Below are 26081 nucleotides of genomic sequence, written 5' to 3' on the forward strand. Positions count from 1 at the left end.
TTTTACCCTGTAACCCGGCAGAGCGCAGCTGCGCCCGCCTCAAGTGTGGCGTCATCTTTAGCAAACGAAAGACGGATTAATCGGTTATCGGTGCCATCTGAATAAAACGCTGAGAGCGGAATGGTCGCCACGCCGTAATCAACGATAAGACGTTTTACCATTTCGCTGTCGCTCTCGTCACTGAAATCGCGAAAGCTCGCCAGCATAAAAAAGGATCCGCTGGCGGGCAGCAGCCTGAACGGTGACGCCTGCAGCAGCGTGGCCAGCCGGTCGCGCTTTGCCTGATAGAGCGCAGCGAGCTGCAGATAGTGCTCCGGCTGCGCGAGATAGCAGGCAAACCCCGCCTGCATCGGCGTGTCTGCCGCGTACATCATGAACTGATGGATCTTGACGATTTCTGCCATGATAGCAGCCGGTGCCAGCGCGTAGCCAACCCGCCAGCCGGTGACGTGAAAGGTTTTGCCAAATGACGAGACGATAACGCTGCGCTGCGCCAGTTCCGGATGGGTCGCCATACCGCAATGCTGACGGCCATCAAACAGAATATGCTCATACACCTCATCTGACAGCACAATAATATCGGTGTTGCGCGTCAGCTGCGCCAGCGCGCTCAGGTCTGCCGGCGTCAGCACCTGTCCGGTCGGATTATGCGGCGTATTAATAATGATCATGCGGGTACGCGGTGAGAGACGGGCGCGTACCTCATCCCAGTTAATGGCAAAATCGGGCTGCTGCAGCTTGATCCCTACCGGCGTGGCGCCCTGCAGGCGCACCACCGGCGCATAGCTGTCGAAGGCTGGCTCAAAAAAAATCACTTCATCGCCTGCGTGCACCAGGGCTGAAATCGCCATATAGAGCCCCTGGCTGGCGCTGCCGGTGATCAGCACTTCGCTGTCAGCATCATAATGCTGGCCATAAAGCGTGCGCACTTTTTCCGCCAGCGCGTTTTTCAGCGCCGGCAGGCCGGTCATCGGCGCGTACTGATTCTGGCCGTCGCGCATCGCCTGCGCCACCAGCTCCACCAGCAGCGGATCGCAGGGAAAATTGGGGGCGCCCTGCGACAGGTTAATCGCCTGATGGCGGGCCGAGAGCTGACCGATCACGCTAAAGATCGTGGTGCCCACATCGGGCTGTTTTGAACAGAGAGAAACTGGCGTGGTGATGCTCATTGCTGCGGCCTCGCTGACTGACAGAGTAAGATTGAAAGATCAGATCGTTATTCAACGCATAGCGCCTTGAGACGACAAGCGAATTGTCGTCATAATAGCCATGAGAAAATTGCATAGCTGAGGATGTTATGGCCTGTTCTGCTCCTCCCCTGACGGCGATTAACGCGTTTCTGGTGACGGCGCGCTGTCTCAATCTGACGCATGCGGCGCGCGAGCTGTACCTGACGCAGAGTGCGGTAAGCCGCAAAATTGCCACGCTGGAAAACTGGCTGGGCTTTGCGCTGTTTCAGCGCCATGCGCGTGGCCTGCGGCTGACTGAACGCGGCGCGGCGCTGCTGCCGGAGCTGCAGCAGAGCTATCAGCAGCTGCTGGCGGTAACGGAACGGGCGCGCCAGCCGTCGCAGACGCTGCGGCTGAAAGCGCCCAGCTGCATTATGCGCTGGCTGCTCCCGCGCCTGATTACGTTTGAACAGCGCTACCCGGCAACGCATGTCGCGCTGACCACGACCCAGGAGCATCTCTCTCAGCTGGAGGAGTTCGATGCGGCGATTGTTTATGGTCTGCCGCCACCCGATGCGCTGCGGCTGTTTGATGAGCGTCTGACGCCGGTGCTGGCCGCCGGGATGGCGATCCCGCAGCGAATTGAAGAGATGAGCGCGCTGACGTTTCTGCATCCGACGCCAGACCGGCGTGACTGGCAGCACTGGCTGCAGCAGCAGCGGATTGAGCTGGTGATGCAGCGTAATCAGCATTTTGCCACGATGGATCTCGCTATCAGTGCGGCAATACAGGGGTTTGGTATTACGGTGGCGGATATCACGCTGATTGAAAACGATCTGCTGGCGCAGCGCCTGGTGACGCCGTTCCCCGGCAGCGTGGCAACCGGGGCGGCGTACAGTTTACTGCAGCGTCAGGATAAGCGCGCCCCGCCGCTGCTCGCTGAGCTGGTGTCGTGGCTCAGCCGTGCCTAAAAAGCGACCCACTCCTCACTGGCTGCGGGTTTCGCCGCCGGCGTAGCGCCAGCCAGCGCCGGACGACGCAGCGGAGCAGCGGAAACCGGCGGCGCATGATGAACCGGCGCGACGGCAGAGAGGCGGAAACGCGCGACGGAGAGCTGCAGCGCTTCCGTCTGCCGCTCCAGCGCGCTCGCCGCCGCAGAGACCTGCTCAACCAGCGAGGCGTTCTGCTGCGTCACGCTGTCCATCTCCGTGACTGCGGTGCCAACCTGCGAGATCCCTTTACTCTGCTCTTCGGAGGCCGCAGCGATCTGTTTCATAATTTCGCTGACATCCTGCACGGACGTCAGGATCTGATCCATCGTGGTGCCGGCGCTGCTTACCAGCACGGAGCCTTTGTCCACCCGCTCCACCGAGTCGGCAATCAGGCTGGCAATCTCTTTTGCGGCTCCGGCGCTGCGCTGTGCCAGATTGCGCACCTCGCTGGCCACTACGGCAAAGCCGCGCCCCTGCTCACCGGCACGCGCCGCTTCAACTGCCGCATTGAGCGCCAGGATATTGGTCTGGAAAGCGATGCTGTTGATGACGCTGGTAATTTCAGCAATTTTCTTCGAGCTGCCGGAAATGCCCTGCATCGTGGCAACCACTTCGCCTACCAGCTGACCACCCTGCTGCGCGGTGCCGGTCGCGGTATCAGCCAGCGCGCTGGCCTGACGGGCGTTATCGGCGTTGAGTTTCACCGTCGCGGTGAGTTGCTCCATGCTGGCCGCGGTCTGTTCCAGCGCGGCCGCCTGCTCTTCGGTGCGTGAAGAGAGGTCATTGTTGCCGGCGGAGATTTCCGACGCGCCGCGGTAGATATTATCTGTCCCGCTGCGGATAGCGCTGACGGCATCGCGCAGGCTCTCCTGCATGGCGCGCAGCAGCGGTATCAGTTTGCCCACGCAGTTGCGGCCTGCATCCTCCATTGGCTGGCTGAGATCGCCCTGCGCGATCAGCGTAAAGTGCTCGCGGATCCGCGCCAGCGGCCTGACCAGCATGCTCACCAGATACCTGTCCGTAAACAGCAGGATCAGCAGACCTGCCGCCACCGCCATCACGATGATGACTTTGGTCATGCCTGTCAGCCGGTCTACCGTGACCCGTGTTGCATCCAGTTTGCTGCCCGCGGACTGATTAAAGGTTTCGGCAGTGGCGCCAAACGCGCGGCTCAGCGCCGGCGTCACGCCGGTCGCCTGCGCTTTGTACGCTTCAGGCGTGCCCTGGCGCGCCAGCGCGACCTGCGGCGCAATGCCCTCATCCAGCAGTTTCTGCCAGCTGTTGATTACGCTCTGCGCTGTTGCCGGATCCATCGGACCGGGTGCCATCGCTTTAAACTGATCCAGCTGCGCTTTCATGCTGCTGAGCGCCTGCTCAACGGGGGCAAAGGCTTCTGTGCTGATTGCCGCGCCGGCGGTACGGCTCTCCATCACGCGCGACAGACGCGTTACTACCCGAAAATATTGATCGTTGCCTTTGCTCAGCACCGTCATCTGATTCACCAGCTGGCGATCGACCTCATTGCCTTTCCCCAGCGCATTCAGCGCATAAACGCTGAACAGACCGACGCCGCACCACAGCAGGCAAAACAGCCCGAGCAGCGCCAGTAAAACCGCGCGAATCGTAAAATTTTTAAAGATACCCATACCTGTTCCCCTGGATTGATACGCGTTATCGCCCGATAAAATCGGGCATATTGCGGTTATCGGCAGCAGGCAGGGAAAATGTAACCGTTTTGTAAGCTAAATAAGCGCCAGCGCAGCGGGGGGGAACAACGCAATCGTGCGCCAGTCTGCTACCGGCATTACAGCTGCACGTGGCTGCGCATCATCAGCCGGAACAGGCGCAAACGGCGACGCATAAAGCGCTTTTTTAAAGTGGTAACCGCACGGCCCTGTTCACCAAACGCGAGCGTGACATCCTCTCCGGTGCGCCAGACGGGCCACTCCGTTTCATTGCGACCGCGCAGGCGATAGCTGAATTCAGTGGCATCCCTGGCAAACGCCACCCAGTATGCGCTTACCTCTGCCGCCAGGGTTTTGTCCGCGGCAGTATAAGGCCGGTTATCGGGCGGCGGCAGCGTCTCCAGCGCGTTAAACACATAGGGGATTTCATTACCGTGCCAGGCGCCGTGCGGGTAGAGATCGCGCGCATTTTCAGAAACATAGTCAAACCAGTAGCGCCAGACGGGCATGCCGGTACCGGACTGCGACTGCGCGACCAGCAGCGGCATGACGGTAAACGCCATATCGCGTGCCACCGCACGTCCCAGCAGCGCATCATCATGAATGTCGTATAACCATTTCAGCAGGCGATAAGTGAAGCGGTTCTTCTCGCGCATCTGCAGCAGCACGCCGCGCGCGTCGACCCCAAAATAGTTGAGTACGCTGGCTTCATCGCTGTTGCTGCCAATCATCAGCGGCACGCGATGCTGCCGGCCGGCGATAAAGGTGTCGAGCATCGGCTTTGGCAGCACGGCATCCCCGCTGATCGCCACCGGTCCCGGCGCCAGCGGCTGTGCCAGCGACCAGAATGCATCGCCGGGCAGCGCGCGCAGCTGTTCTGCCGTTGCGTTCTCCGGCAGTCCGAAATGGGCGGCGACCTCTATTCCCTTCTGCCGCGCCTGCGGCTGCGTCAGATCGGGCAGACTGTAGCTGCTCTGGACGATGCCTTTGTGAAACAGCCCTTCTGCCAGCGGTGAACAGCAGAGAGAGAGTACGCTGCGGGCGCCGGACGATTCACCAAATAGCGTGATATTGCGACGGTTGCCGCCAAAGGCGGGAATATTGCGCTGGATCCACTGCAGTGCGGCTATCTGGTCGAGCAGCGCAAAGTTATTGACGGTTGCGCCCGCCTTATACTGCGCATCCAGCGCGGGATGTGAAAAAAAACCAAGATGGCCCAGCCGGTAGTTAAGGGTGACTACTACCACGCCCTGTGCGGCCAGCGCTTTACCCTGATAAGGATCCAGGCTGCCGGCACCGAGGGTGAAACCACCACCGTGCAGCCAGACCATCACCGGCAGCGGTGCGCCAGGCTCAGGATCGGGAGTCCAGATATTGAGATATAAGCAATCTTCACTGAAAGTGCCCGGATCGCCACCACCGATGCCGATGCAGTATTCGCGATTTTGCCAGCTCGCTGCTCCCCACGCGGTCGCGTCGCGTGCGGTTTGCCAGGGGGTAACCGGCTGAGGCGGCCGCCAGCGTAGCGCGCCCGTCGGCGGCGCAGCATAAGGTATCCCTTTGAAAATATAGATGTCATCATCCATCAGGCCGCTGAGCTCGCCTTCTGCTGTCTTGATCCTCAGACGCGGTTCATTTTTCATATCGGGTTCCCTGATAAAGCGTGCCTCATTATTTGCAGCGACCCGATAAATGTCTATGTTCTTAAAGCATTTGCAGATTATGCCGAAACATGACCCGGATCGCTGAATGAGATCATCAAATATTTTGGCTTACTGTCGGCAGGCTGTTTAGTCTATTGTGGCGGGGCTGAATCCGGCAGGTCAGATGAGTTTCATCCTGAACGGGCGGATTTGATCGAATACCATGCTTACATCGGGGAAAAAGCGTAACCGTTCTGAACGGTGCCGCTGAGCAGAAGCGTATTCGCATATGCTTCTGCCATTATAATGATAAAAAATCGCCGGCTGCTGAAATCATCGCTGATTTCGCTGACCGGCTCTCTGTTATCCCTCGTGAATGCCGCAGCGAATCAGACTGCGCTGCTGCATCTGCGCATAGAGCGCCATCTCATCCTGTACTGACGCGCCCAGCGCCGCTTCAAACGCTGCCTGACTGGCGTGACCCGCCTCGCGCGTTGTTACCGCATTACCCAGATTAGACTGAAATATGCCCGCCGCGCTGACCGGCAGAAAATCTTCATACACGATAGGTTCTGCCTGCAGCCGGCCAGCCTGCAGCAAGGCTGACACGCTCTCTCCGGCGCGCGGAGGCTGCTGTTCGCCGCGCTCCGTCAGACGATAGCGGAACCAGGCGAGCTGCTGCTCGCGCAGCGTCTCTTCATCATCGGGGAAATCACGAAATACCTCACTGAGGCGCTGCTGATGCTGCGCATTATCGCTGCCGGAGCCCGCGGCAGCCAGCAGCCGGTCATAGAGGGCCCGGCCGGCCGGGGTCAGCGCCGCACCGCGCTGCTCTATCTCGCCGAAGCGCGCCGTGTGCGTGCCCGGCGTACCGTCACTGAAATGCACCGCCTCTTCCAGCGCTTTAAAGCTGGTCTGCCGCAGCAGGATCGGAACCTGGCGCCGCGGCGGGCCTTCAATCAGCACTTTTGGCTCGATACCGCGCGACGGCATCAGCGCCTGCACGCGATCGATATCCAGCGTACGCGGCGTCAGATGGTTGATATGGCAGCCGCGGAAGCAGACAACGTCAGCGATCAGCCGGTGCTGCTGGCTCAGCGCATGATAGGTTTTGCTGTCCACCGTGGTCTGCGCATGCCAGCGGAACGTTTCCAGCGCCTCGCTGACAAACGCGGCTGCGTCTCTGGCATTAAGACCGCCCTGCTCCTGATGACGCCGGATAAGCCTGCGGCAGCCGGGCGTAAAGATATCGCGCGCGCCGAGTATCGCCATCGCGCGGGCGTGCAGCGCCGGATCGTCAATCAGCTCAGGACGCAGCAGCGACGTGAAAACGCGAAACGGATTGCGGCGCAGCGCGACCTCGCTCACGGGCCGGAAAGCCGTGGAGTGAACCGGTACGCCCGCCTGCGACAGGTCGTAATAGCCCACCGGCTCCATGCCCATCACGGCAAACATCTCCCGCAGCAGAGAGAGCTCGGCGGCGGTCCCGACCCGGATAGCACCATGGCGTTCAACGCTCAGCCGCGCCAGCTCATCCGCCGCTGCCAGCCGATCTTTCAGCGCGGAGTTCGCTTCCAGCGTGCGTTCATTGACCGCGCTGACCAGCTGCGTCAGCGCGCCATACTGCGGCACTTCCTGCTGATACATGGCCGACATGGCCTGTGAAAATAGCGTACGGATCGCATCAGAGCTGAGAAAATTTTCCATAACAGGGGTCCTGAGCCGGAACAGTGCTGTTACTCTAAATCAAGGCACGCAGCGCAGGTAAAATTTTCCCTGAAGTGTGATCGCCCTGTCACTCCACGCCCGGTTTTGGATCGGCAAAGCGGTACTTGAGCACCAGCATCAGGGTTGTCAGCACGGCCGGTATCGCCAGCAGCAGGAAAATCTGGCTAAACGCCCAGCCCAGCGTCAGCAACTCTGCGCCGGCAAACGCGCTGAGAATCGCACCGATACGGCCTACGCCGTGCATCCAGCTTGAGCCGGTGGCGCGGGCGTGTGTGGGATAGAAGTGAGCGGAGAGCGCATTCATGCCGGTATTGGCGCCGTTAAAACAGAAGCCGCTGCAGAACGCGATTGCGCTCATCAATCCGACCTGCGCCGGAGAGAAGCCAAGCGCAACTATCGCAATGCCGCCGCAGAAGTAGATGGTCGCCAGCGCAAGACTGGCGTTCATGCGGTCCATCAGCCAGCCGGCAAACAGCGAGCCCAGCGTGCCGCCCGCCTGATACATGGCCGTGACAATCGCGGCCTCGGTGAGCGACATCCCCAGCGTGTTGATAAGCGACGGCAGCCAGCTGCCAATAAGGTAGACCAGAAACAGTCCCATAAAGTAGCCGCCCCAGAGCATCAGGCTGCCAAACAGATAGGACTCTGATACAACGGTAGCTATCGCGCCGCGCCGCACGTTCAGAGTTTCACTGGCGTGATAGCGGCTGCCTGGCGCCACCTCTCCTGGCAGCATACGCTCAAGGATCGCGTGTATACGCGCCGCCGGCGCGCGCTGGTGAATCAGAAAACGCACCGACTCCGGCAGGCCATACATCAGCCAGGGCAGCACCAGCAACGGCAAAATACCGCCCATGAGTAACACCGCGTGCCAGCTGTAGCGCGGCAGCAGCCAGGACGCTGCGAATCCGCCAGCCGCTGCGCCAAAGGTGAAGCCGCAAAAGACCACGGTGATAATGAAAGATCGGCGACGTTCAGGGGCATATTCCGCCACCAGCGTGCCCACGTTGGGCATGGCGGCGCCCAGCCCCAGTCCGGTCAGAAAGCGAAACAGCATCATCTGCTCGATGTTCTGCGCCAGCGCGGTGGCCAGCGTCCAGAGCCCAAAAAAGAGCACGCTGAGCAGGATCATGATGCGGCGCCCATAGCGGTCGGCCAGCGGCCCGGCCACCATCGCCCCCAGCGCCAGACCAATCAGCGCGGCGCTGATCACCATGCCCAGCAGATGGTTTGTTACGCCCCAGCCTGCTTTTAGCGCGGGCGCAATGAACCCCATCAGCGCGATATCCATACCGTCCAGTGCCACAATCACAAAGCAGAGCGCGATAAGCCGTTTCTGCCAGCGGCTCAGCGCATGACGGTTGATTAACTGGCGAACATCTACGGCTTCGGCGCTGGTCACGGTTTAACTCCTGCTGTTCAGCAAAAAGGTCATCAGTTTTGGTAAAAAAAACGGCGGATATGATAGCCCATCGTTAACCCTGCACTGCACAATTTTTTCACATGACGCCTGTTTCACTCAAAAACAGAACGATTTAAGCCTCTGATAAAACATACTTTTGCAATAACTGCTTTTCAGCCAGTCGGGACCAGGTTGCAAAAACAAGGGGTTAAGGGAGGCCGTGTATGAAAAGACTTTTGTTAAATTCATTTTGCAATTAAGTTAACAGAACGCATTTTTGCTGGTTGCTCTCGCCAGCCCTTACGGATTACGTTAACCCTATGGATAAAAACACGGTTTTCAGCCAGCGCATTCGCCTGCGCCATCTGCACGCTTTCGTCGCCGTTGCGCAACAGGGAACGCTGGGGCGTGCAGCAGAGACGCTCAGCCTGAGCCAGCCTGCGCTCTCCAAGACCCTGAATGAGCTTGAAGAGCTGGCAGGCGCGCGCCTGCTGGATCGCGGGCGTTCAGGCGCGCAGCTGACCACGGCGGGCGAACAGTTTCTGGTTTACGCAGTAAAAGTGCTGGACGCGCTGAATCATGCTGCGCAAAGCTTTAACGCGCCGGCACCGGGACGGCCGGTTATTATCCGGCTGGGGGCGCTGACCACGGCGGCAATGGGCATGTTACCGCAGATTCTGAACCGCTTTCATGAGCAGCAGCCAAACACCACGGTGCAGGTAGCCACGCTGCACAACAACGTGCTGCTGGCCGGGCTGCGCGCCGGTGAATTTGATGTCGGCATTGGCCGCATGGCCAGCAGTGAAATGATGGCGGGGTTAAGTTATGAGTTGCTGTTTCTGGAGTCGCTGAAGCTGGTCGTCAGGCCGGAACATCCGCTTTTAAGTGACAACGTCACACTGTCCCGCGCCATGCAGTGGCCGGTGGTGATCTCGCCGGAAGGCACCGCGCCGCGGCGCATCGCGCAGCATATGCTGGATGAGCAGAGCTGCAGTTTGCCTCCGGACTGCGTTGAAACCTCCTCTACCTCCCTTGCCCGCCAGCTGGCGCTGCGCTACGACTACGTCTGGTTTGTTCCTTCTGGCGCGGTCAAGGAGGATCTTGAACACCATGCCCTGCATGCACTGCCGCTCGCCTCACCCGGTCCGGGCGAACCGGTAGGGATCATCACCCGCAGCGGCTATCCGCTCAGCCTCAGCGCTGAAGTGCTGATCGCCACGATCCGCAAGTTTCACCATTAGCGGCTGCGCTTTGCATGCCGCTCGCGGTTGTCGAGCCGCGCCTGCTCAGTTTTACGCAAACTCACATAAAGCGCGCCCGCACCGCCGTGCTGCGGCTGTGCGGTACAGAAGCTTTGCACCTGATCAAACTGCTGCAGCCAGCGCGCCAGATAGCTGCGCACAATGTTGGCATGCGACTCGTTATCACGTCCTTTGCCGTGAATAATCAGCAAATTACGCAGCCCCTGCCGGCGCGCTTCCTGCATAAAACTGAACAGTGACTGGCGGCAGGTCTCCACCGGCTGACGCAGCAGATTCAGGCTGGCCTCCAGCGGATATTTGCCCAGCCGCACTTTATCCACGACGCCCTGCTGAATGCCTTCTGCCCGGTACTCCAGCGGTGATGTGAGCGGGACAATCTCCAGAAAACCGCGCGTAAGAAAGTTCTCTTCGCTCTCCGGCGGCACAGTCCGTGGCGCTTTAGTGGAGGGCGCACGCAGCCACTGCGTATTAGCACAATCTTTCAGGGGCGTGACATCCCCCATGGCATCGCGGAACAGGTCTTCATCATCAAGGTTCATCATGTTTCCCCATACCCGATTAAGCATATGCGCACGGCATACTGATAAAACTGAAGAATAGCAAAGGTTGCCGTACGGGGTAAAAGGTCTGAACAGCAGAGGCAGGATGCTGTTGCGCAGCGCGGGTGAAAGCAATCGGGCGAATACCCAATATTTGTAAGGTTTTTGTGCCAGATCCAGCCTGTATGCATTCACAGCAGGAAGAAAAATGGTAAAATTGACGGCAGTCAATAATCATCGAGCGTACAGATATGATCCAGGAAAAACGCAGCATTCGACGTATTCAGTCTGGCGGATGTGCGATCCACTGTCAGGATTGCAGTATCAGCCAGTTGTGTATTCCTTTCACACTGAATGAGCATGAGCTTGATCAGCTGGACAACATCATCGAACGTAAAAAGCCGATTCAGAAAGGCCAGACATTATTCAAGGCGGGTGACGAACTGAAGTCGCTGTATGCCATTCGCTCCGGCACAATCAAGAGTTATACCATTACCGAACAGGGCGACGAGCAGATCACCGGCTTTCATCTGGCAGGCGACCTGGTCGGGTTTGATGCCATCGTTAACGCTAAGCACCCGGGCTTCGCACAGGCGCTGGAGACGGCCATGGTCTGCGAAATCCCTTTTGAGACGCTGGACGATCTGTCAGGCAAAATGCCCGCACTGCGTCAGCAGATGATGCGTCTGATGAGCGGAGAGATTAAAGGCGATCAGGATATGATTATGCTGCTCTCCAGAAAAAATGCTGAAGAGCGTCTGGCCGCCTTTATCTGGAATCTCTCGCGGCGCTTTGGCCAGCGCGGTTTTTCGCAGCGCGAGTTCCGGCTGACCATGACGCGCGGCGATATCGGCAATTATCTGGGACTGACGGTTGAAACCATCAGCCGCCTGCTGGGGCGTTTTCAGAAAAGCGGCATGCTGGCTGTTAAAGGCAAATATATCACTATTGAAGATCACGCCCTGCTCTCTGAGCTGGCGGGTCAGGCGGAACAACCCGCCTGAGGCAATGCCGGGTCAGTAATTGTTATTTTATTGATCCGGCTACACCTTTTCCGCTTCTGCACGCCCGGAACTTAGGCTATCTTTATTCCATATGGCCTGGGTCTAAGGAGAGTGCGCTATGTCCCGTTACCAACATGTTCTGGTCGCGATCGATCCTCAGCAGGACGATCAGCCGGCGCTGCGTCGCGCGGTTTATCTGAATCAACGCATCGGCGGAAAAATTAAAGCGTTTCTGCCTATCTATGATTTCTCCTATGAAATGACCACCCTGCTTTCGCCTGATGAGCGCACCAATATGCGCAAAGGGGTGATTAGCCAGCGCACCGAGTGGATCCGTGAGCAGGCGCAGGCCTATCTGGATGCCGGCGTAGATATCGAAATCAAAGTGGTCTGGCACAACCGCCCTTTTGAAGCGATTATTCAGGAGGTGCTGGCGCACAATCATGACCTGGTGCTGAAAATGGCACACCAGCATGACCGGCTGGAGTCGGTTATTTTTACCCCCACCGACTGGCATCTGCTGCGTAAATGTCCCTGCCCGGTGTGGATGGTAAAAGATCAGCCGTGGCCGGAAGGCGGTAAAGCGGTAGTGGCGGTAAACCTCGCCAGCGAAGAGCCGCATCACGATGAGCTGAATCAGAAACTGATCCGCGAAACCGCGCGTCTGGCGGAAATGGTAAATCACACCGAGGTCCATCTGGTGGGCGCTTATCCGGTTACGCCGATTAATATCGCCATTGAGCTGCCCGATTTTGATCCCAGCGTCTATAACGACGCTATCCGCGGTCAGCATCTGGTAGCGATGAAAGCGCTGCGACAAAAATTTTCCATTGGTGAAGAGTTTACTCACGTCGCTAAAGGCCTGCCGGAAGAGGTGATCCCCGATATCGCTTCACAGCTGGATGCCGGTATTGTCGTGCTTGGTACGATTGGCCGTACCGGCCTCTCGGCGGCCTTTCTTGGCAACACCGCTGAACAGGTTATTGATCATCTGCGCTGTGATTTACTGGCCATCAAGCCGGATGATTTTAAATCGCCGGTCGATCGTGATGATGAGGAAGATGAAGAGGATTAACCGTCACGGGCGCTGCGGCGCCCCTGCATGATGACGCCCATCCTGATCCATTGCCCCGCTTAACAACATCCTATACCGCAGCGCGTAGCCTGAAAGGGCTACGCGCTTAACTGCCCGACAGATGCGTCCGCGATTTCAGAAAAAATATTGCCGCAAAAAGAGACATGCATCCATACAGCATTCACGCTAAATTGGCTGAGACAGGCTGATTATTACATGCAATAATCAGCGGCTAATCTGTTATACATCAAGAGTCCAGCACGTTTTCGTACTCATTTTGCGTAAGGCGAAGGATCATTTTTATGAAGCTGAAGAACACCATTCTGGCGTCTACTCTGTTATCGCTGCTGGCAGCTAACGCGTTTGCTGCCAAAGAGCTGACGCCGGAACAAGCGGCCGGCCTGAAACCATTCGAACGTATTAATATCAACGGCCGCTTCAACGCAATCGGTGATGCCACCAGCGCAGTCTCGAGAGCAGCAGATGAGAAAGGCGCTGACTCGTTTTACGTTCAGGGCATCAATGATACCAACGGTAACGGCGGCAACTGGCGCGTCACCGCAGATTTATACAAAGCGGACGCCGCTAAAGCATCGACCGATACGCAGTATCGCGTGATCAACGGCGTTAAAGAGCTGCCGAAAGCGGAAGCCTACCGCCTTGAACCGTTCGACACGGTTTCAGTCAGTGGCTTCTTCCCCAGCCAGCCTGCGGTAAATGATGCGATCTCCAGAGCCGCACAGAAAAAAGGCGCCGCCTCATTCTTTATCGTGCGCCAGGTTGATGCCAATAACGGCGGCAATCAGTACGTCACCGCCTATGTCTATAAAGCTGATGCCAAAGCGCGTATCGTCCAGGATACATCAAACTCGATTCCTGCTGATTCTGAAGCCGGAAAAGCCGCGCTGGCCGCTGGCGGCGCAGCGGCGTCGCGCGTGGCGCTGCCGGGTGTAGCCTCTTCTGATACGCCGAGCACCAATGTAGGTCGCTTCTTTGAGACGCAGAGTTCAACCGGCAAACGCTATACGGTGAAGCAGTCAGACGGCCGCAGCGTGCAGGAAGTCAATGCGATTACCGCCGCGCAGATGCAGCCGTTTGATACCATCACCTTCTCCGATCATTTCGGCACGCCGACTGAGATTTCAGAGGCCGTCGGCAAGCGGGCTATCGCCAAAGGCGCGAAGTATTACCACATCACGCGCCAGTGGCAGAACCAGAGCGGTGGCAACCTTACCGTTACCGCCGACCTGTTTAAATAATGATGCAGCGGGGCAGCCAGACTGCCCTGCTGTTTGCATAGTTCCTGCACAAATCTGCATACTCTTGCATTGCCATCCCTCTCTCCTCCTCGTAAAATCTGCCGCCTGTTTTCAGGGGATTCCGTTTTAATTTGCGCCTGATGGTGCACTACACTTCTACGGAAAGTTCACGACCCAGCATACTCTGCTGTTCAGGAATGGCATTTTGGATAAAAAATTAGGTCTTAGCGCGCTGACGGCTCTGGTGCTCAGCTCCATGCTTGGCGCGGGCGTGTTCAGTCTGCCGCAAAATATGGCGGCCGTCGCGGGTCCGGCGGCGCTGCTCATCGGCTGGCTCATCACCGGGGTGGGTATCATTTTTCTCTCCCTCGCAATGCTGCTGCTGACGCGGCTCAAACCGGAGCTCGACGGCGGTATCTTTACCTATGCCCGCGCCGGATTTGGTGAGCTGACGGGGTTCTGCTCGGCGTGGGGCTACTGGCTCTGCGCCGTGATCGCCAACGTCTCTTATCTGGTGATTGTGTTCTCTGCGCTGAGCTTTTTTACCGATACGCCGCAGCACGTGGTGTTTGGCGACGGTAACACCTGGCAGGCGATGCTGGGCGCTTCGGTGCTGCTCTGGCTGGTACACTGGCTGGTGCTGCGCGGCGTGCAGACCGCAGCGAGCATTAATATGCTGGCCACGCTTGGCAAGCTGGTCCCGCTGCTGCTGTTTGTGGTGCTGGCGCTGCTGGCATTTAATTATGACCGGTTCAGCTTCGATTTCAGCGGCGCTGAGCTGGGTCAGCCGCTGTGGCAGCAAATCAAGCAGACCATGCTTATCACGCTGTGGGTCTTTATCGGCGTTGAGGGTGCCGTGGTGGTATCGGCGCGCGCGCGCAATAAACAGGATGTGGGGCGCGCCACGCTGCTGGCGGTGCTGGCGGCGCTGCTGGTTTATCTGCTGGTCACGCTGCTCTCGCTGGGTGTGATCCCGCGCGCTGAGCTGGCGCAGCTGCGCAACCCGTCAATGGCCGGGCTGATGACGCATCTGCTGGGTCACTGGGGCGATGCGGTGATAGCCGCAGGGCTGATTGTCTCGGTCTGCGGCGCCTATCTCAGCTGGACCATCATGGCGGCTGAAGTTCCCTTTATCGCTGCCCGGCAGGGTGCATTTCCGCGCAGCCTCGCCCGACAAAACCGTCATAACTCGCCTGCGGCGTCGCTGTGGCTGACCAACGGCAGCGTACAGGTTTGCCTGATCGCCATCGCGCTGACCGGCGCTGACTACAATACCCTGCTGACAATCGCCTCAGAGATGATTCTGGTGCCTTACCTGCTGGTGGGACTCTATCTGATGAAGGTGGTGCGCGGCCAGCAGAAACCGCTGGCGATGAGCATCGGGCTGGGTGCCACGCTGTATGGCCTCTGGCTGCTCTACGCCTCAGGCCCGCTGCATCTGCTGCTCTCCGTGGTGCTTTACGCGCCGGGACTGCTGCTGTTTCTCTACGCGCGCCGCGGCGGACGCGGTGACAAGCCGCTGCTGCAGCTGGAACGCATGGCGATTGTGCTGTTGATGGCGGCATCGCTGCCCGCGCTGTGGCAGCTTACGCAGTAATCAATGCGCGAGTGCCGGAATGGAGACGCACAGCAGATCGTTCTGCTGTGTAAGATTCAGGGGTTTGCTGTATTCGAGGTGGATCCCATCAAGCTGTTCCGCAGAGAGCGGATAAGGCAGCTGAATATCAAACCGGCTGATATGCTGCTGCTCCGCCAGCGTGATCAGCCGGGCGATATTGATCTCATCGCTGACCTGCGTTGAAATGATTTGCAACGCTAATTCTTTCAGATGATCGTCGCTGGCCTGTAAGCTGTGAGCGGACTTACGGGTTACCATGCCAAAAATGGGCATGACACCGTAAATGGCGTCAACAAAGCTCCAGCGTTTTTTGCAGGAAGCGGAGAGAAAGTCACTGTAATTGAAGCAGATGCGATCACTGTATCCGGCTGAAGCCAGCTCTTTATCAGACACCCTCGCACTCCTCCTGTTTTTCAATGCGGTTCCGAACCTTGCGCCTTAACGCGCCGCTAATAATGGCACATTTCACGGTATACATACCAGTGAGACAGGGATATTTCGTGCGGTAGCGTAGTGCTCAGGACCAGGAAAAGCTATGCTGCTGCCATTCTTTTTCAGCGCGCTTACCTATGAACAAAATTGTCTATGTTGAAGATGAGCCGGAAGTCGGCGAGCTGATCGCCGCCTATCTGGGTCGCCATGATATTGACGTGGTGGTCGAAACGCGCGGCGATCGCGCCGAGGCGACGATTCTTAACGTCCAGCCGGATCTGGTCCTGCTGGATATTATGCTGCCGGGTAAAGATGGCATGACGCTCTGCCGCGACCTGCGGGCGCACTGGAGTGGTCCCATTGTCCTGCTGACCTCGCTCGACAGCGATATGAACCATATTCTCGCGCTTGAAATGGGCGCCAATGACTACATTCTCAAGACCACGCCCCCTGCCGTGCTGCTGGCGCGGCTGCGGCTGCATCTGCGTCAGGCGGTGGTCAACAAGCCGGAGAGCACGCCGGCACAGCAGCAGTCGCAGAAAGTGCTGCGGTTTGGTTCGCTGACCATCGATGCGCTGAACCGTCAGGTGCTGCTGTTTGATGAGAACATTACGCTTTCAACGGCCGACTTCGATCTGCTGTGGCAGCTGGCGAGCCACGCCGGCGAGATCCTCGATCGCGACGCGCTGCTGATGACGCTGCGCGGCGTGAGCTATGACGGCATGGATCGCAGTATTGATGTGGCTATCTCGCGGCTGCGCAAAAAGCTCTATGACAGCGCGACTGAGCCGTTTCGCATCAAAACCATCCGCAACAAAGGCTACCTGTTTGCGCCTCAGGCCTGGGATACCCGCAGCTGATGAGAAAGCTCTTTATTCAGTTTTACCTGCTGCTGTTTGTCTGCTTTCTGGTGATGACCCTGCTGGTGGGCCTGGTGTATAAGTTTACCGCCGAGCGGGCTGGCCGGCAGTCGATGAATGACCTGATGGCCAGCTCGCTGTTTCTGATGCGCAGCGAGCTGCGCGAGATCCCGCCGCGTGACTGGAACAAAACTATCCGCAGTCTCGATCTTGACCTCTCCTTCGATCTCAATATCGAACCCATGAGCAAATACCAGCTTGATGAGAGGGATATGAAACGTCTGCGCGCCGGCGAAATTGTCGCGCTCGACGATCAATACACCTTTCTGCAGCATATTCCCCGCAGCCACTACGTGCTCTCTGTCGGGCCTATCCCCTATCTGTTTTATCTGCATCAGATGCGGCTGCTGGATATTGCGCTGGTGGCGTTTATCGGTATGTCGCTGGCACTGCCGGTATTTATCTGGCTGCGTCCGCACTGGCAGGAGATGCAGCGGCTGGAGAAAGCCGCGGAGCGCTTTGGCCGCGGTGAGCTGGACGTGCGCACCCATTTTGAAAGCACCTCCAGCCTTCACAGTCTCGGCGTGGCGTTTAACCAGATGGCGGATAACATCAATACGCTGGTGGCCAGCAAAAAACAGCTGATTGATGGCATCGCCCACGAGCTGCGCACGCCGCTGGTGCGCCTGCGCTACCGGCTGGAGATGAGCGATAACCTGACAGAGGCGGAGTCCGCCGCGCTGAATCGCGATGTGGGCCAGCTGGAGAGCCTGATTGAAGAACTGCTGACCTATGCCCGGCTGGACCGTCCGCGGGTCGACCTGCATCTGCAGTCGTTCGACCTGGCGCAGTGGCTGCGGCTCTATATTGCTGATGTACAGAGTATGCAGCCGCACACGCAGATCGCGCTGGATATTCCGCAGCTGCAGAATACCGGCAGCGCCGACATGCGGCTGATGGAGCGGGTGCTGGATAACCTCGTCAATAATGCGTTGCGCTACGCTACTGAGCGGCTGCGCGTCAGCCTCTGGTTTGACGGCACAACCGGCATTTTGCAGGTAGAGGATGATGGTCCCGGCATTCCGGCCGAAGAGCGCCAGCGGGTTTTTGAGCCTTTCGTTCGTCTCGATCCCAGCCGCGATCGCGCGACCGGCGGCTGCGGCCTCGGGCTGGCTATCGTCCATTCGATTGCCCAGGCGCTGCAGGGTCAGGTGGTGATCGAGAGCTCGCCGCTCGGCGGCGCCAGCGTTCGCTTTTGCTGGCCGGTTGATTTACCCTTGCGTGAGACACCCCCCCGCTTACCCGCTTAAGGAGATCTGGCTGTGACATCAGCTTATCAGGAACTTACCCGCACGTTTCAGCGCCTTTCCCGTTTCGGTCACCTCGGTGCGATTGCCGGGGTTGATATGCAGACTACCATGCCGCCCGGCGGCAGTCAGGCGCGTGGCGAAGCGCTGGCCGAACTCAGCGTGTTTATGCATGAGCTGCTGACCGCGCCGGCGCTGGAAGGGCTTTTCTCTGCTGCTGAGCAGGAGTCGCTGAACGATGTTGAGCAGGCAAACGTGGCGGAGATGCAGCGCGCCTGGCGTCAGGCAACGCTGCTTCCCGCCGCGCTGGTCGAAGCAAAATCGCTGGCGGGCTCGCGCTGCGAGCATGCGTGGCGATCGCAGCGCCCGGCGAATGACTGGCAGGGCTTCAGCGCTAACCTCAAAGAGGTTGTCCGGCTGAGCCGGGAAGAGGCGCAGCTGCGCGCCGCTGCGGCCAGCACGTCGCGCTATGACGCGCTGCTGGATCTGTATGAGCCAGGCATGACCAGCGCCCGGCTTGACGCCACTTTTGGCGCGCTGAAAAGCTGGCTGCCTGATTTACTGCAGCGGGCGGTGGCAAAGCAGGCGCAGGCGCCGCTTCAGCCGCTGGGACCCTTTGCCGTTGAGTCACAGAAGCAGCTGGGGCTGAGCGTAATGAAGCTGCTCGGCTTCGATTTCAATCATGGTCGTCTGGATGTCAGCGCCCACCCTTTTTGCGGCGGTGTGCCGGACGACGTGCGCATCACCACGCGCTACAACGAAAGCGAGTTTCTCAGCGCCATGATGGGTGTGATCCATGAGACCGGGCACGCGCGCTACGAACAGAATCTGCCACAGCAGTGGCGGGGTCAGCCAGTGGCCTTGGCGCGCTCTACCGCGATTCATGAGTCGCAGAGCCTGTTTATGGAGATGCAGCTGGGCCGCAGCCGCGCCTTTTTGCAGCATATTCAGCCGCAGGTCGTCGCGCTGATGGGTGAGCAGCCTGCGCTGGAGACGCCTAACTTTATTCGTCTGGCGCAGCGCGTCAAGCCTGGCTTTATCCGCGTCGATGCCGATGAGCTGAGCTATCCGGCACACGTTATTCTGCGCTATGAGATTGAGCGCGCGCTGATTGAAGGTGAGATTGAGGTAGAGGATATTCCGGCGCTGTGGGATGAAAAAATGCAGCAGTCGCTCGGCATTGATACCCGTGGCAACTATCGCGATGGCTGTATGCAGGATATCCACTGGACCGACGGCGCGTTCGGTTACTTTCCGACCTATACGCTGGGTGCGATGTATGCGGCACAGCTTTATCAGGCGGTTAAGCGCGCGATCCCGCAGCTGGAGACGCTGATCCTTAACGGCGAGCTGCAGCCGGTATTTGACTGGCTGCAGCAGAATATCTGGCAGCACGGCAGTCGCTTCCCGACTGAACAGCTGCTGCGCAACGCCACCGGTGAAGCGCTGAACCCGGACTATTTCCGTCAGCACCTTGAGCAGCGCTACCTCGCAGATTGATCCCGCAGGCGGCCGCAACGGCCGCCACTTTCCCGCCTTGTACAATCCGTTACACGCCGATACCAATCCCTCACGGAAAGCGAAATCGCTTTTTCATATAGTGTTTTCACCGGCCCCGCAGTGGGCTACATATGAAAAATAGTCCGAGGATTAAGCGATGAAAAAATTATGTGCACTGGTAATCGCCGCTGCTATGGGTCTCTCTTCTGCTGCTTTTGCTGCTGAGACAACCGCTGCTCCGGCGGCAACTGCCACCACCAGCTCCACTACCGCTGTGCCAGCTAAACATAAAATGGTGCATCACAAACATAAAGCTGCTGCGCAGAAAGCCCAGGCTGCGAAAAAGCATCATAAAAAAGCAACCAAGCCTGCTGAACAGAAAGCGCAGGCCGCTAAAAAGCATCACAAAAAATCAACTCAGCCCGCTGCACAGAAAGCGCAGGCTGCCAAAAAGCACCACGTGAAATCCGCTAAACCTGCTGCACAGAAGGCGCAGGCGGCTAAAAAGCACCACGCTAAAGTTGCGCAGAAAGCGCAGGCAGCTAAAAAGCATCACAAAATGAAAAAATCAGCGAAATAAGTTCGCGCCAACACCACGATGTTGTTTAAAACACCCGGTTATGCCGGGTGTTTATTTACTGGAGTAGCGAAAAATGGTGCGTCGCTATCGCTTCGAAATTATTCTCTTTGTGATGATTCTCTGCGGCATTGTCGCGGCCAGTTTTTTTATTTGATGGCTGTAGCGCGCTGATTACTCCAATATTTCTCCCTTTTTTACCGCTCACCGACTATAGTTATCGCCTAAGCGTGATAACAAAAACTCCCTTTTATTCTCCCTGTCGAGAGAACTATGCGCCTGGCAATTCTGTTATTTATTGGTATTTTCGGCTTTACCCTCACAGCACACGCCGATGATGAAGACGGGCTGAGTCCCGAAGAGATCAAGACGCTGTTTTTTGGTAAAGACCATCGCCAGGCAATAAGCGACGTGGCCGCTGCGCCCTGGGATGCCATTGGTCAGCTGGAGACGGAAAGCGGCAACCTCTGCACCGCCACGCTGATCTCTGCTCATCTGGCCCTGACCGCCGGCCACTGCCTGCTGACACCGCCAGGGCGGTTCGATAAGCCGGTTGCGCTGCGCTTTATGGCGGGTGAAAAAGGCTGGCGTTACGAAATTCACGATATAGATGCCCGGGTTGAGCCGTCGCTGGCGCGGCGCCTGCAGGCCGATGGCGAGGGCTGGATTGTGCCCTCTGCCGCTGCGCCTTACGATTATGGTCTGGTGATCCTGCACAACCCCCCTTCAGGTATTGTGCCGATCCCGCTGTTTGATGGCTCACGCAGCGATCTCACCGCCGCGCTCAAAGAGAGCGGACGCAAAGTCACGCAGGCGGGTTATCCGGCCGATCACCTCGATTCACTCTATTCGCATAGCGACTGTATAGTCACCGGCTGGGCGCAGCGCGCCGTGCTTTCGCACCAGTGCGATACGCTGCCTGGCGACAGCGGCTCCCCGCTGCTGCTGAAAAAAGATGATGGCTGGCAGCTCATCGCCGTACAGAGTTCGGCTCCGGCGCCGGTCGATCGCTATCGCGCGGACAACCGGGCCATTGCCGTGACCTCGTTTAAAGATAAACTCGAAGAGCTGGCTGAATAAGCAGGCAGGCGCGCGATCACGCACACCTGCGCGCATTATGCATTCAGCTCAGCTGCTCCATCGCCTGCAGCACCCGCTTATCTGAAACCGGATAGGGAGTACCCAGCTGCTGAGCAAAGTAGCTGATGCGCAGCTCTTCAATCATCCAGCGGATCGCCACTACATCGGCATCATCCCGGCGCTGCGGCGGCAGCTTGCTGCGCCAGACGTTCCACGCCTGTTCCACCGCCTGTACCTTCAGCATGCGGGCGCGATCGCTGTGCGGATCGGCGGGCAGCTTCTCCAGACGGCGCTCGATTCCCTGCAGATAGCGCAGCGTATCCCCCAGCCGATCGTAGCCGTTGCCGGTGACAAATCCGCGATAGACCAGACCGCTCATCTGCTGTTTGATATCTGCCAGCGCCAGCGCCAGCGTCATATCCACGCGGCCTTTCAGAAATTTGTTGATATTGAACACGCAGGTGAGGATCTGCTCAACCTGCTGCGCAATCGTCACCACGGTGTCGTTCAGCTCCGCCCGCACTTTATCGCGCAGCTGCTCAAAATTCTGCTGCTGCCACGCGGGGCCGCCCGCCTCCGCCATTAGCTTATCCACGCCGCAGGCAATACAGTCGTCTATCAGCTCCAGCACTTTGCCATACGGATTAAAGTAGAGCCCGAGCTTGGCTTTATTCGGCAGCTTTTCATGCAGATATTTAACCGGTGACGGAATGTTCAGCAGCAGCAGGCGACGCTGACCGCGCCACATCATCTTCTGCTGCTCCTCTTCACTGTCAAACAGGCGGATCGCCACGCTATCTTTTTCATCTACCAGCGCCGGCCAGGCTTTGACCTGATAGCTGCCGCGCTTCTGCTCATAACTCTGTGGCAGGTCGCCAAAACTCCAGATGTGCAGGCCGCTCTGCTCCAGACCATCATCGGCAACCTTCGACAGCGTCTCCTGCACTTTGCCTTTCAGCGCCTGTTTCAGCTGATGCAGATCTTTACCTTCCTGCAGCTTGCGGTTGTGCTCATCCACAATGCGGAACGTCATTTTAAGGTGATCGGGCACCTGATCCCAGTGCCAGGCATCGCGCTCAATCGTCACGCCTGACATGCGCCGGAACTCACGCTCCAGCGCATCCAGCAGCGGCTGTGCCAGCGGCTGAACGCGACCGAGAAACGCTTCCGCGTAATTGGGGGCCGGCACAAAATTGCGGCGCAGCGGTTTGGGCAGCGATTTAATCAGCGCGATGATAAGCTCACGCCGCACGCCAGGGATCTGCCACTCAAAACCGGCTTCATCCACCTGGTTCAGCAGCGGCAGCGGGATATGAACGGTCACGCCATCCGCATCGGCGCCTGGCTCAAACTGATAGGTGAGCCGCAGCTTCAGATCGCCCTGCTGCCAGACATTAGGGTAGTCGAGCTGGCTGACCTTATCTGCTCCCTCTTTGATCAGCATCTGCTTGTCGAAGTTGAGCAGGTCCGGATTCTCTTTACTGGCCTGCTTCCACCAGCTGTCAAAGTGACGGGCAGAGACCACCTCTTTGCCCAGACGGCGATCGTAAAACGCAAACAGCGTTTCGTCATCCACCAGAATGTCGCGGCGGCGTGATTTATGCTCCAGATCCTCAACTTCACTGCGCAGCTTCAGGTTGGTGCGGAAAAAGGCGTGGCGCGTCTGCCAGTCGCCCTCAACCAGCGCATGGCGAATAAACAGCTCGCGGCTCAGCTGCGGATCGATGCGGCTGTAATTCACTTTACGCGCCTGCACGATGGGCAGCCCGTAGAGCGTTACCTTTTCCGTAGCCATCACCGCGCCCTGTGCTTTCTCCCAGTGCGGTTCGCTGTAGCTTCGCTTGATAAGGTGCTGAGCCAGCGGCTCAATCCACTCCGGATCGATGCGTGCCGCCACCCGGCCCCACAGGCGGCTGGTTTCTACCAGTTCTGCCACCACGGTCCATTTCGGCGGTTTTTTAAACAAACCGGAGCCAGGGAATATGGCAAAGCGGGCGTTGCGCGCGCCGGTAAACTCCTGCTTCTCCGCATCTTTCTGTCCGATATGCGACAGCAGGCCGGTCAGCAGCGCACAGTGCACCTCACGATAAGGTGCCGGCTCGCTGTTGACTGGCATCCCCTGTTCACGCACGACCTGACGCAGCTGGGTGTAGATATCCTGCCATTCGCGCACGCGCAGATAGTTGAGATAGTCACTTTTACACTGGCGGCGGAACTGGTTGCCCGACAGCGCTTTCTGCTGCTCCTGGATATAGTTCCAGAGATTAACAAAGGTGAGAAAGTCAGACTCTTTATCAGCAAAGCGGCGATGTTTCTCATCGGACGCCTGCTGTTTCTCGACCGGCCGCTCGCGCGGGTCCTGAATCGAGAGCGCCGCCGCGATAATCATCACCTCGCGCACGCAGCCAAAGCGCTGCGCCTCCAGCACCATCCGCGCCAGCCGCGGATCCACCGGCAGCTGCGCCAGGGTACGACCGGACGGCGTCAGCCGGTAGTGCTCATTTTCATTAAGAGTAATGGCGCCCAGCTCTTCCAGCAGCCGCACGCCATCCTGAATATTTCGTTTGTCAGGCGCTTCCACAAACGGGAACGCCGCAATATCGCCCAGCCCCAGGGCGGTCATCTGCAGGATCACCGACGCGAGATTGGTCCGCAGGATCTCCGGATCGGTAAAAGCGGGCCGGCTGAGGAAATCAGCCTCGGAGTAGAGCCGGATACAGATCCCTTCCGAAACGCGGCCGCAGCGCCCTTTACGCTGGTTTGCCGAAGCCTGTGAAACCGGCTCAATCGGCAGGCGCTGCACCTTGGTGCGATAGCTGTAGCGGCTGATTCGCGCGGTACCGGGATCGATGACATATTTGATGCCCGGCACGGTGAGCGAGGTCTCTGCCACGTTCGTGGCCAGGACAATGCGCCGCCCGCTGTGGGACTGAAACACGCGATTCTGCTCGGCGTTGGAGAGACGCGCGTAGAGCGGCAGGATCTCGGTATGCGGCAAATCACGCTTCATCAGCGCATCGGCCGTGTCGCGGATCTCACGCTCTCCGCTCATGAAGATCAATATATCGCCACGGCTCTCCTGCCCCAGCTCATCCACGGCGTCAAAAATGGCCTGCAGCTGATCGCGATCGCTCTCATCCGCTTCTTCCGCGATAGGCCGGTAGCGCACCTCCACCGGGTAAGTCCGGCCTGACACTTCGATAACCGGCGCATTATTAAAGTGACGCGAGAAGCGCTGCGGATCGATAGTGGCGGAGGTGATGATCACTTTGAGATCGGGGCGGCGCGGCAGCAGCTCACGCAGGTATCCCAGCAGAAAATCGATGTTAAGGCTGCGCTCATGCGCCTCATCAATAATGATGGTGTCGTACTGCAGCAGCAGCCGGTCCTGCTGGATCTCCGCCAGCAGGATACCGTCGGTCATCAGTTTGACCTGCGTGCTGTCGCTGACCTGATCGGTAAAACGGACTTTATAGCCGATGGTACTTCCCGGCGCGGTCTCCAGCTCTTCCGCGATGCGGCTCGCCACGGTGCGGGCTGCCAGACGACGCGGCTGCGTGTGCCCGATCAGGCCTTTCACGCCGCGTCCCAGCGCCAGGCAGATTTTTGGCAGCTGAGTAGTTTTACCCGATCCGGTTTCACCGGCAACAATCACTACCTGATGATCGCGAATCGCGTCTGATATCGCCTGCTGCTTCTGGCTGACCGGCAGATTTTCCGGAAAGGTGATGCGCGGGGTGCCGGCCACGCGCCGGGCGATGCGCTGTTCGGCAACGCTGAATTCCTCCGCCAGCTCTGCGGCAATGGTCTGTTGTGCGGCGCTGTTTTTCACCTTTGCCGCACCCTGCAGACGTCGCTGCAGGCGCTGGCGATCGCGCAGCGTCAGCGCATCAAGCCGGGCCCAGAGTGGTGCTAAAGGTGATTCAATGGATGATGACATAAGGATGGATTACCTGTTAGTGCAGCACGGCGAAAACACGCGCGGCGCCGGGACGCTTTCCCGGCAGATTCAATCAATTACCGGACGCCATGATAGCATATTCTCAGCCTGCTGGCTGAGCCGCTCCGGCTGGCTTATTCAATTAATTCGAACATTGGCCTCGAATTATTACGCTTTTACGCTGCCGGTGAACGCCGTAGAGTATGACGCATTGAGCGGGAAGCCCGCCGCATAACCACAGGAACCTATTATGAGCCACGTATTAATTCTGAAGTCCAGTATCCTTGCCGGTTATTCACAGTCAGGTCAGCTGGCTGATTTTTACGCTGAAGAAGCGCGCGCCAACGGCGACAGCGTAACCGTACGCGACCTGGCTGCCGATCCGGTACCGGTACTGGATGGTGAACTGGTGGGTGCTCTGCGTCCTTCAGATGCGCCACTTTCTCCACGTCAGCAGGAGGCGCTGGCGCTCTCTGATGCGCTGATCGCTGAGCTGCAGGCGCATGACACCATTGTTATTGCGGCACCGATGTACAATTTCAACATCCCGACGCAGCTGAAAAACTACTTTGACCTGATTGCCCGCGCGGGCGTGACTTTCCGCTACACCGAAGCGGGTCCGGAAGGTCTGGTTAAAGGCAAACGTGCGGTGATCCTGAGCAGCCGTGGCGGTATCCACAAAGATACCCCAACCGATCTGCTGACGCCGTATGTGAAGCTGTTCCTCGGCTTTATCGGTATCACTGACGTTGAGTTTGTCTTCGCGGAAGGTATCGCCTACGGTCCGGAAGTGGCAACCAAAGCGACCACTGATGCGAAAGATGCGATTAAACAGCGCGTCTCTGCCTGATTAATAAAAAAAGATATTCTGCTTCATTTTACCGGGCCTGAGCGCCCGGTTTTTTATTTTAACGTCAATATATCTTTGCTTCCCGGCGGCTGCCCGCTTTTTTAATTTACACTGCAGTATCACTCTCTCATTCTGCTTTACGATTTCAACCCTGTTATT

The 26081-nt window shown here is 58.2% G+C and carries 21 protein-coding genes; 13 read left to right on the top strand and 8 right to left on the bottom strand.

Annotated features, from left to right (window positions below; translation table 11 throughout):
- Positions 1–2: 2 nt before the first annotated feature.
- Positions 3–1169 (bottom strand): methionine aminotransferase, encoded by a 1167-nt coding sequence (locus F3J39_RS04500; protein WP_094110916.1) that lies wholly within the window; start codon positions 1167–1169, stop codon positions 3–5.
- A gap of 128 nt (positions 1170–1297) precedes the next feature.
- On the opposite strand from F3J39_RS04500, the gene F3J39_RS04505 reads away from it, so the two are divergent.
- Entirely contained in the window at positions 1298–2140 is an 843-nt protein-coding gene (locus F3J39_RS04505) for a LysR substrate-binding domain-containing protein (RefSeq protein ID WP_166713857.1), read from the top strand.
- Here the strand turns inward: F3J39_RS04505 and F3J39_RS04510 are convergent.
- The 4 genes from F3J39_RS04510 to F3J39_RS04525 all read right to left on the bottom strand — a co-directional run bounded on the left by F3J39_RS04510 (position 2137) and on the right by F3J39_RS04525 (position 8619).
- Positions 2137–3807 carry a methyl-accepting chemotaxis protein gene (locus F3J39_RS04510; RefSeq protein ID WP_166713858.1) on the bottom strand — a complete coding sequence of 557 codons (1671 nt, stop codon included), beginning with the start codon at positions 3805–3807 and terminating at the stop codon, positions 2137–2139. The genes F3J39_RS04505 and F3J39_RS04510 overlap by 4 nt on opposite strands.
- Before the next feature lie 158 nt (positions 3808–3965).
- The gene (locus F3J39_RS04515; protein WP_166713859.1) at positions 3966–5489 is read right to left on the bottom strand and encodes a carboxylesterase/lipase family protein; all 1524 of its coding nucleotides are present in this window, start codon (positions 5487–5489) and stop codon (positions 3966–3968) included.
- A 363-nt stretch (positions 5490–5852) separates the two neighbouring features.
- Positions 5853–7196: a VOC family protein gene (locus F3J39_RS04520; RefSeq protein ID WP_166713860.1), complete on the bottom strand. Its 1344-nt coding sequence runs from the start codon at positions 7194–7196 to the stop codon at positions 5853–5855.
- Between the two features lie 88 nt (positions 7197–7284).
- Complete coding sequence (locus F3J39_RS04525) at positions 7285–8619, bottom strand: aromatic acid/H+ symport family MFS transporter (protein ID WP_166713861.1); 1335 nt, start codon at positions 8617–8619, stop codon at positions 7285–7287.
- 320 nt (positions 8620–8939) lie between these two features.
- On the opposite strand from F3J39_RS04525, the gene F3J39_RS04530 reads away from it, so the two are divergent.
- Complete coding sequence (locus tag F3J39_RS04530; protein WP_071668841.1) at positions 8940–9860, top strand: LysR substrate-binding domain-containing protein; 921 nt, start codon at positions 8940–8942, stop codon at positions 9858–9860.
- Here the strand turns inward: F3J39_RS04530 and smrA are convergent.
- On the bottom strand, positions 9857–10420 hold the full coding sequence (gene smrA, locus F3J39_RS04535; RefSeq protein WP_166713967.1) for a DNA endonuclease SmrA: 564 nt from the start codon (positions 10418–10420) through the stop codon (positions 9857–9859). The genes F3J39_RS04530 and smrA overlap by 4 nt on opposite strands.
- Positions 10421–10671: 251 nt before the next feature.
- Between smrA and F3J39_RS04540 the strand changes: the two genes are divergently transcribed.
- The 4 genes from F3J39_RS04540 (at position 10672) to F3J39_RS04555 (ending at position 15355) form a co-directional block, all read left to right on the top strand.
- On the top strand, positions 10672–11424 hold the full coding sequence (locus tag F3J39_RS04540; RefSeq protein ID WP_039384441.1) for an FNR family transcription factor: 753 nt from the start codon (positions 10672–10674) through the stop codon (positions 11422–11424).
- Between the two features lie 118 nt (positions 11425–11542).
- Positions 11543–12499: a universal stress protein UspE gene (gene uspE / locus F3J39_RS04545; RefSeq protein WP_071668843.1), complete on the top strand. Its 957-nt coding sequence runs from the start codon at positions 11543–11545 to the stop codon at positions 12497–12499.
- A gap of 302 nt (positions 12500–12801) precedes the next feature.
- On the top strand, positions 12802–13758 hold the full coding sequence (gene ydgH, locus F3J39_RS04550; RefSeq protein WP_166713862.1) for a DUF1471 family protein YdgH: 957 nt from the start codon (positions 12802–12804) through the stop codon (positions 13756–13758).
- 205 nt (positions 13759–13963) lie between these two features.
- A complete protein-coding gene (locus F3J39_RS04555) occupies positions 13964–15355 on the top strand; it encodes a basic amino acid/polyamine antiporter (protein WP_039384450.1) in 1392 nt (463 codons plus the stop codon).
- On the opposite strand, the gene F3J39_RS04560 is transcribed toward F3J39_RS04555, so the two are convergent.
- Positions 15356–15769, bottom strand: a complete 414-nt coding sequence (locus F3J39_RS04560) for a hypothetical protein (protein ID WP_039384453.1) — start codon at positions 15767–15769, stop codon at positions 15356–15358. It lies immediately after the preceding gene.
- Between the two features lie 176 nt (positions 15770–15945).
- Here F3J39_RS04560 and rstA point away from each other — a divergent pair, with 176 nt between their 5' ends.
- The 5 genes from rstA to F3J39_RS04585 all read left to right on the top strand — a co-directional run bounded on the left by rstA (position 15946) and on the right by F3J39_RS04585 (position 21132).
- Complete coding sequence (rstA, locus tag F3J39_RS04565) at positions 15946–16668, top strand: two-component system response regulator RstA (protein ID WP_039384454.1); 723 nt, start codon at positions 15946–15948, stop codon at positions 16666–16668.
- Complete coding sequence (rstB, locus tag F3J39_RS04570) at positions 16668–17978, top strand: two-component system sensor histidine kinase RstB (RefSeq protein WP_039384456.1); 1311 nt, start codon at positions 16668–16670, stop codon at positions 17976–17978. Before rstA ends, rstB begins: the two co-directional genes overlap by 1 nt.
- 12 nt (positions 17979–17990) lie before the next feature.
- Positions 17991–19475: a carboxypeptidase M32 gene (locus F3J39_RS04575; protein WP_039384459.1), complete on the top strand. Its 1485-nt coding sequence runs from the start codon at positions 17991–17993 to the stop codon at positions 19473–19475.
- Between the two features lie 157 nt (positions 19476–19632).
- Positions 19633–20055, top strand: coding sequence for an acid resistance repetitive basic protein Asr (gene asr / locus F3J39_RS04580; protein ID WP_104084998.1), 423 nt, complete (start codon positions 19633–19635; stop codon positions 20053–20055).
- A gap of 270 nt (positions 20056–20325) precedes the next feature.
- Positions 20326–21132 carry a serine protease gene (locus F3J39_RS04585; protein WP_039384464.1) on the top strand — a complete coding sequence of 269 codons (807 nt, stop codon included), beginning with the start codon at positions 20326–20328 and terminating at the stop codon, positions 21130–21132.
- 43 nt (positions 21133–21175) lie between these two features.
- Here F3J39_RS04585 and hrpA read toward each other — a convergent pair whose 3' ends face one another.
- Positions 21176–25072 carry an ATP-dependent RNA helicase HrpA gene (gene hrpA, locus F3J39_RS04590; protein WP_166713863.1) on the bottom strand — a complete coding sequence of 1299 codons (3897 nt, stop codon included), beginning with the start codon at positions 25070–25072 and terminating at the stop codon, positions 21176–21178.
- On the opposite strand from hrpA, the gene F3J39_RS04595 reads away from it, so the two are divergent.
- Positions 25059–25307, top strand: coding sequence for a hypothetical protein (locus F3J39_RS04595; RefSeq protein ID WP_166713864.1), 249 nt, complete (start codon positions 25059–25061; stop codon positions 25305–25307). The two genes, hrpA and F3J39_RS04595, sit on opposite strands and share 14 nt — an antisense overlap.
- A 15-nt stretch (positions 25308–25322) precedes the next feature.
- A complete protein-coding gene (gene azoR / locus F3J39_RS04600) occupies positions 25323–25922 on the top strand; it encodes an FMN-dependent NADH-azoreductase (RefSeq protein WP_145339056.1) in 600 nt (199 codons plus the stop codon).
- Positions 25923–26081: the final 159 nt, after the last annotated feature.

Origin of the sequence: Pantoea sp. Acro-807 (genome assembly GCF_011752675.1) — a bacterium.
GTDB lineage: Bacteria > Pseudomonadota > Gammaproteobacteria > Enterobacterales > Enterobacteriaceae > Pantoea > Pantoea eucrina.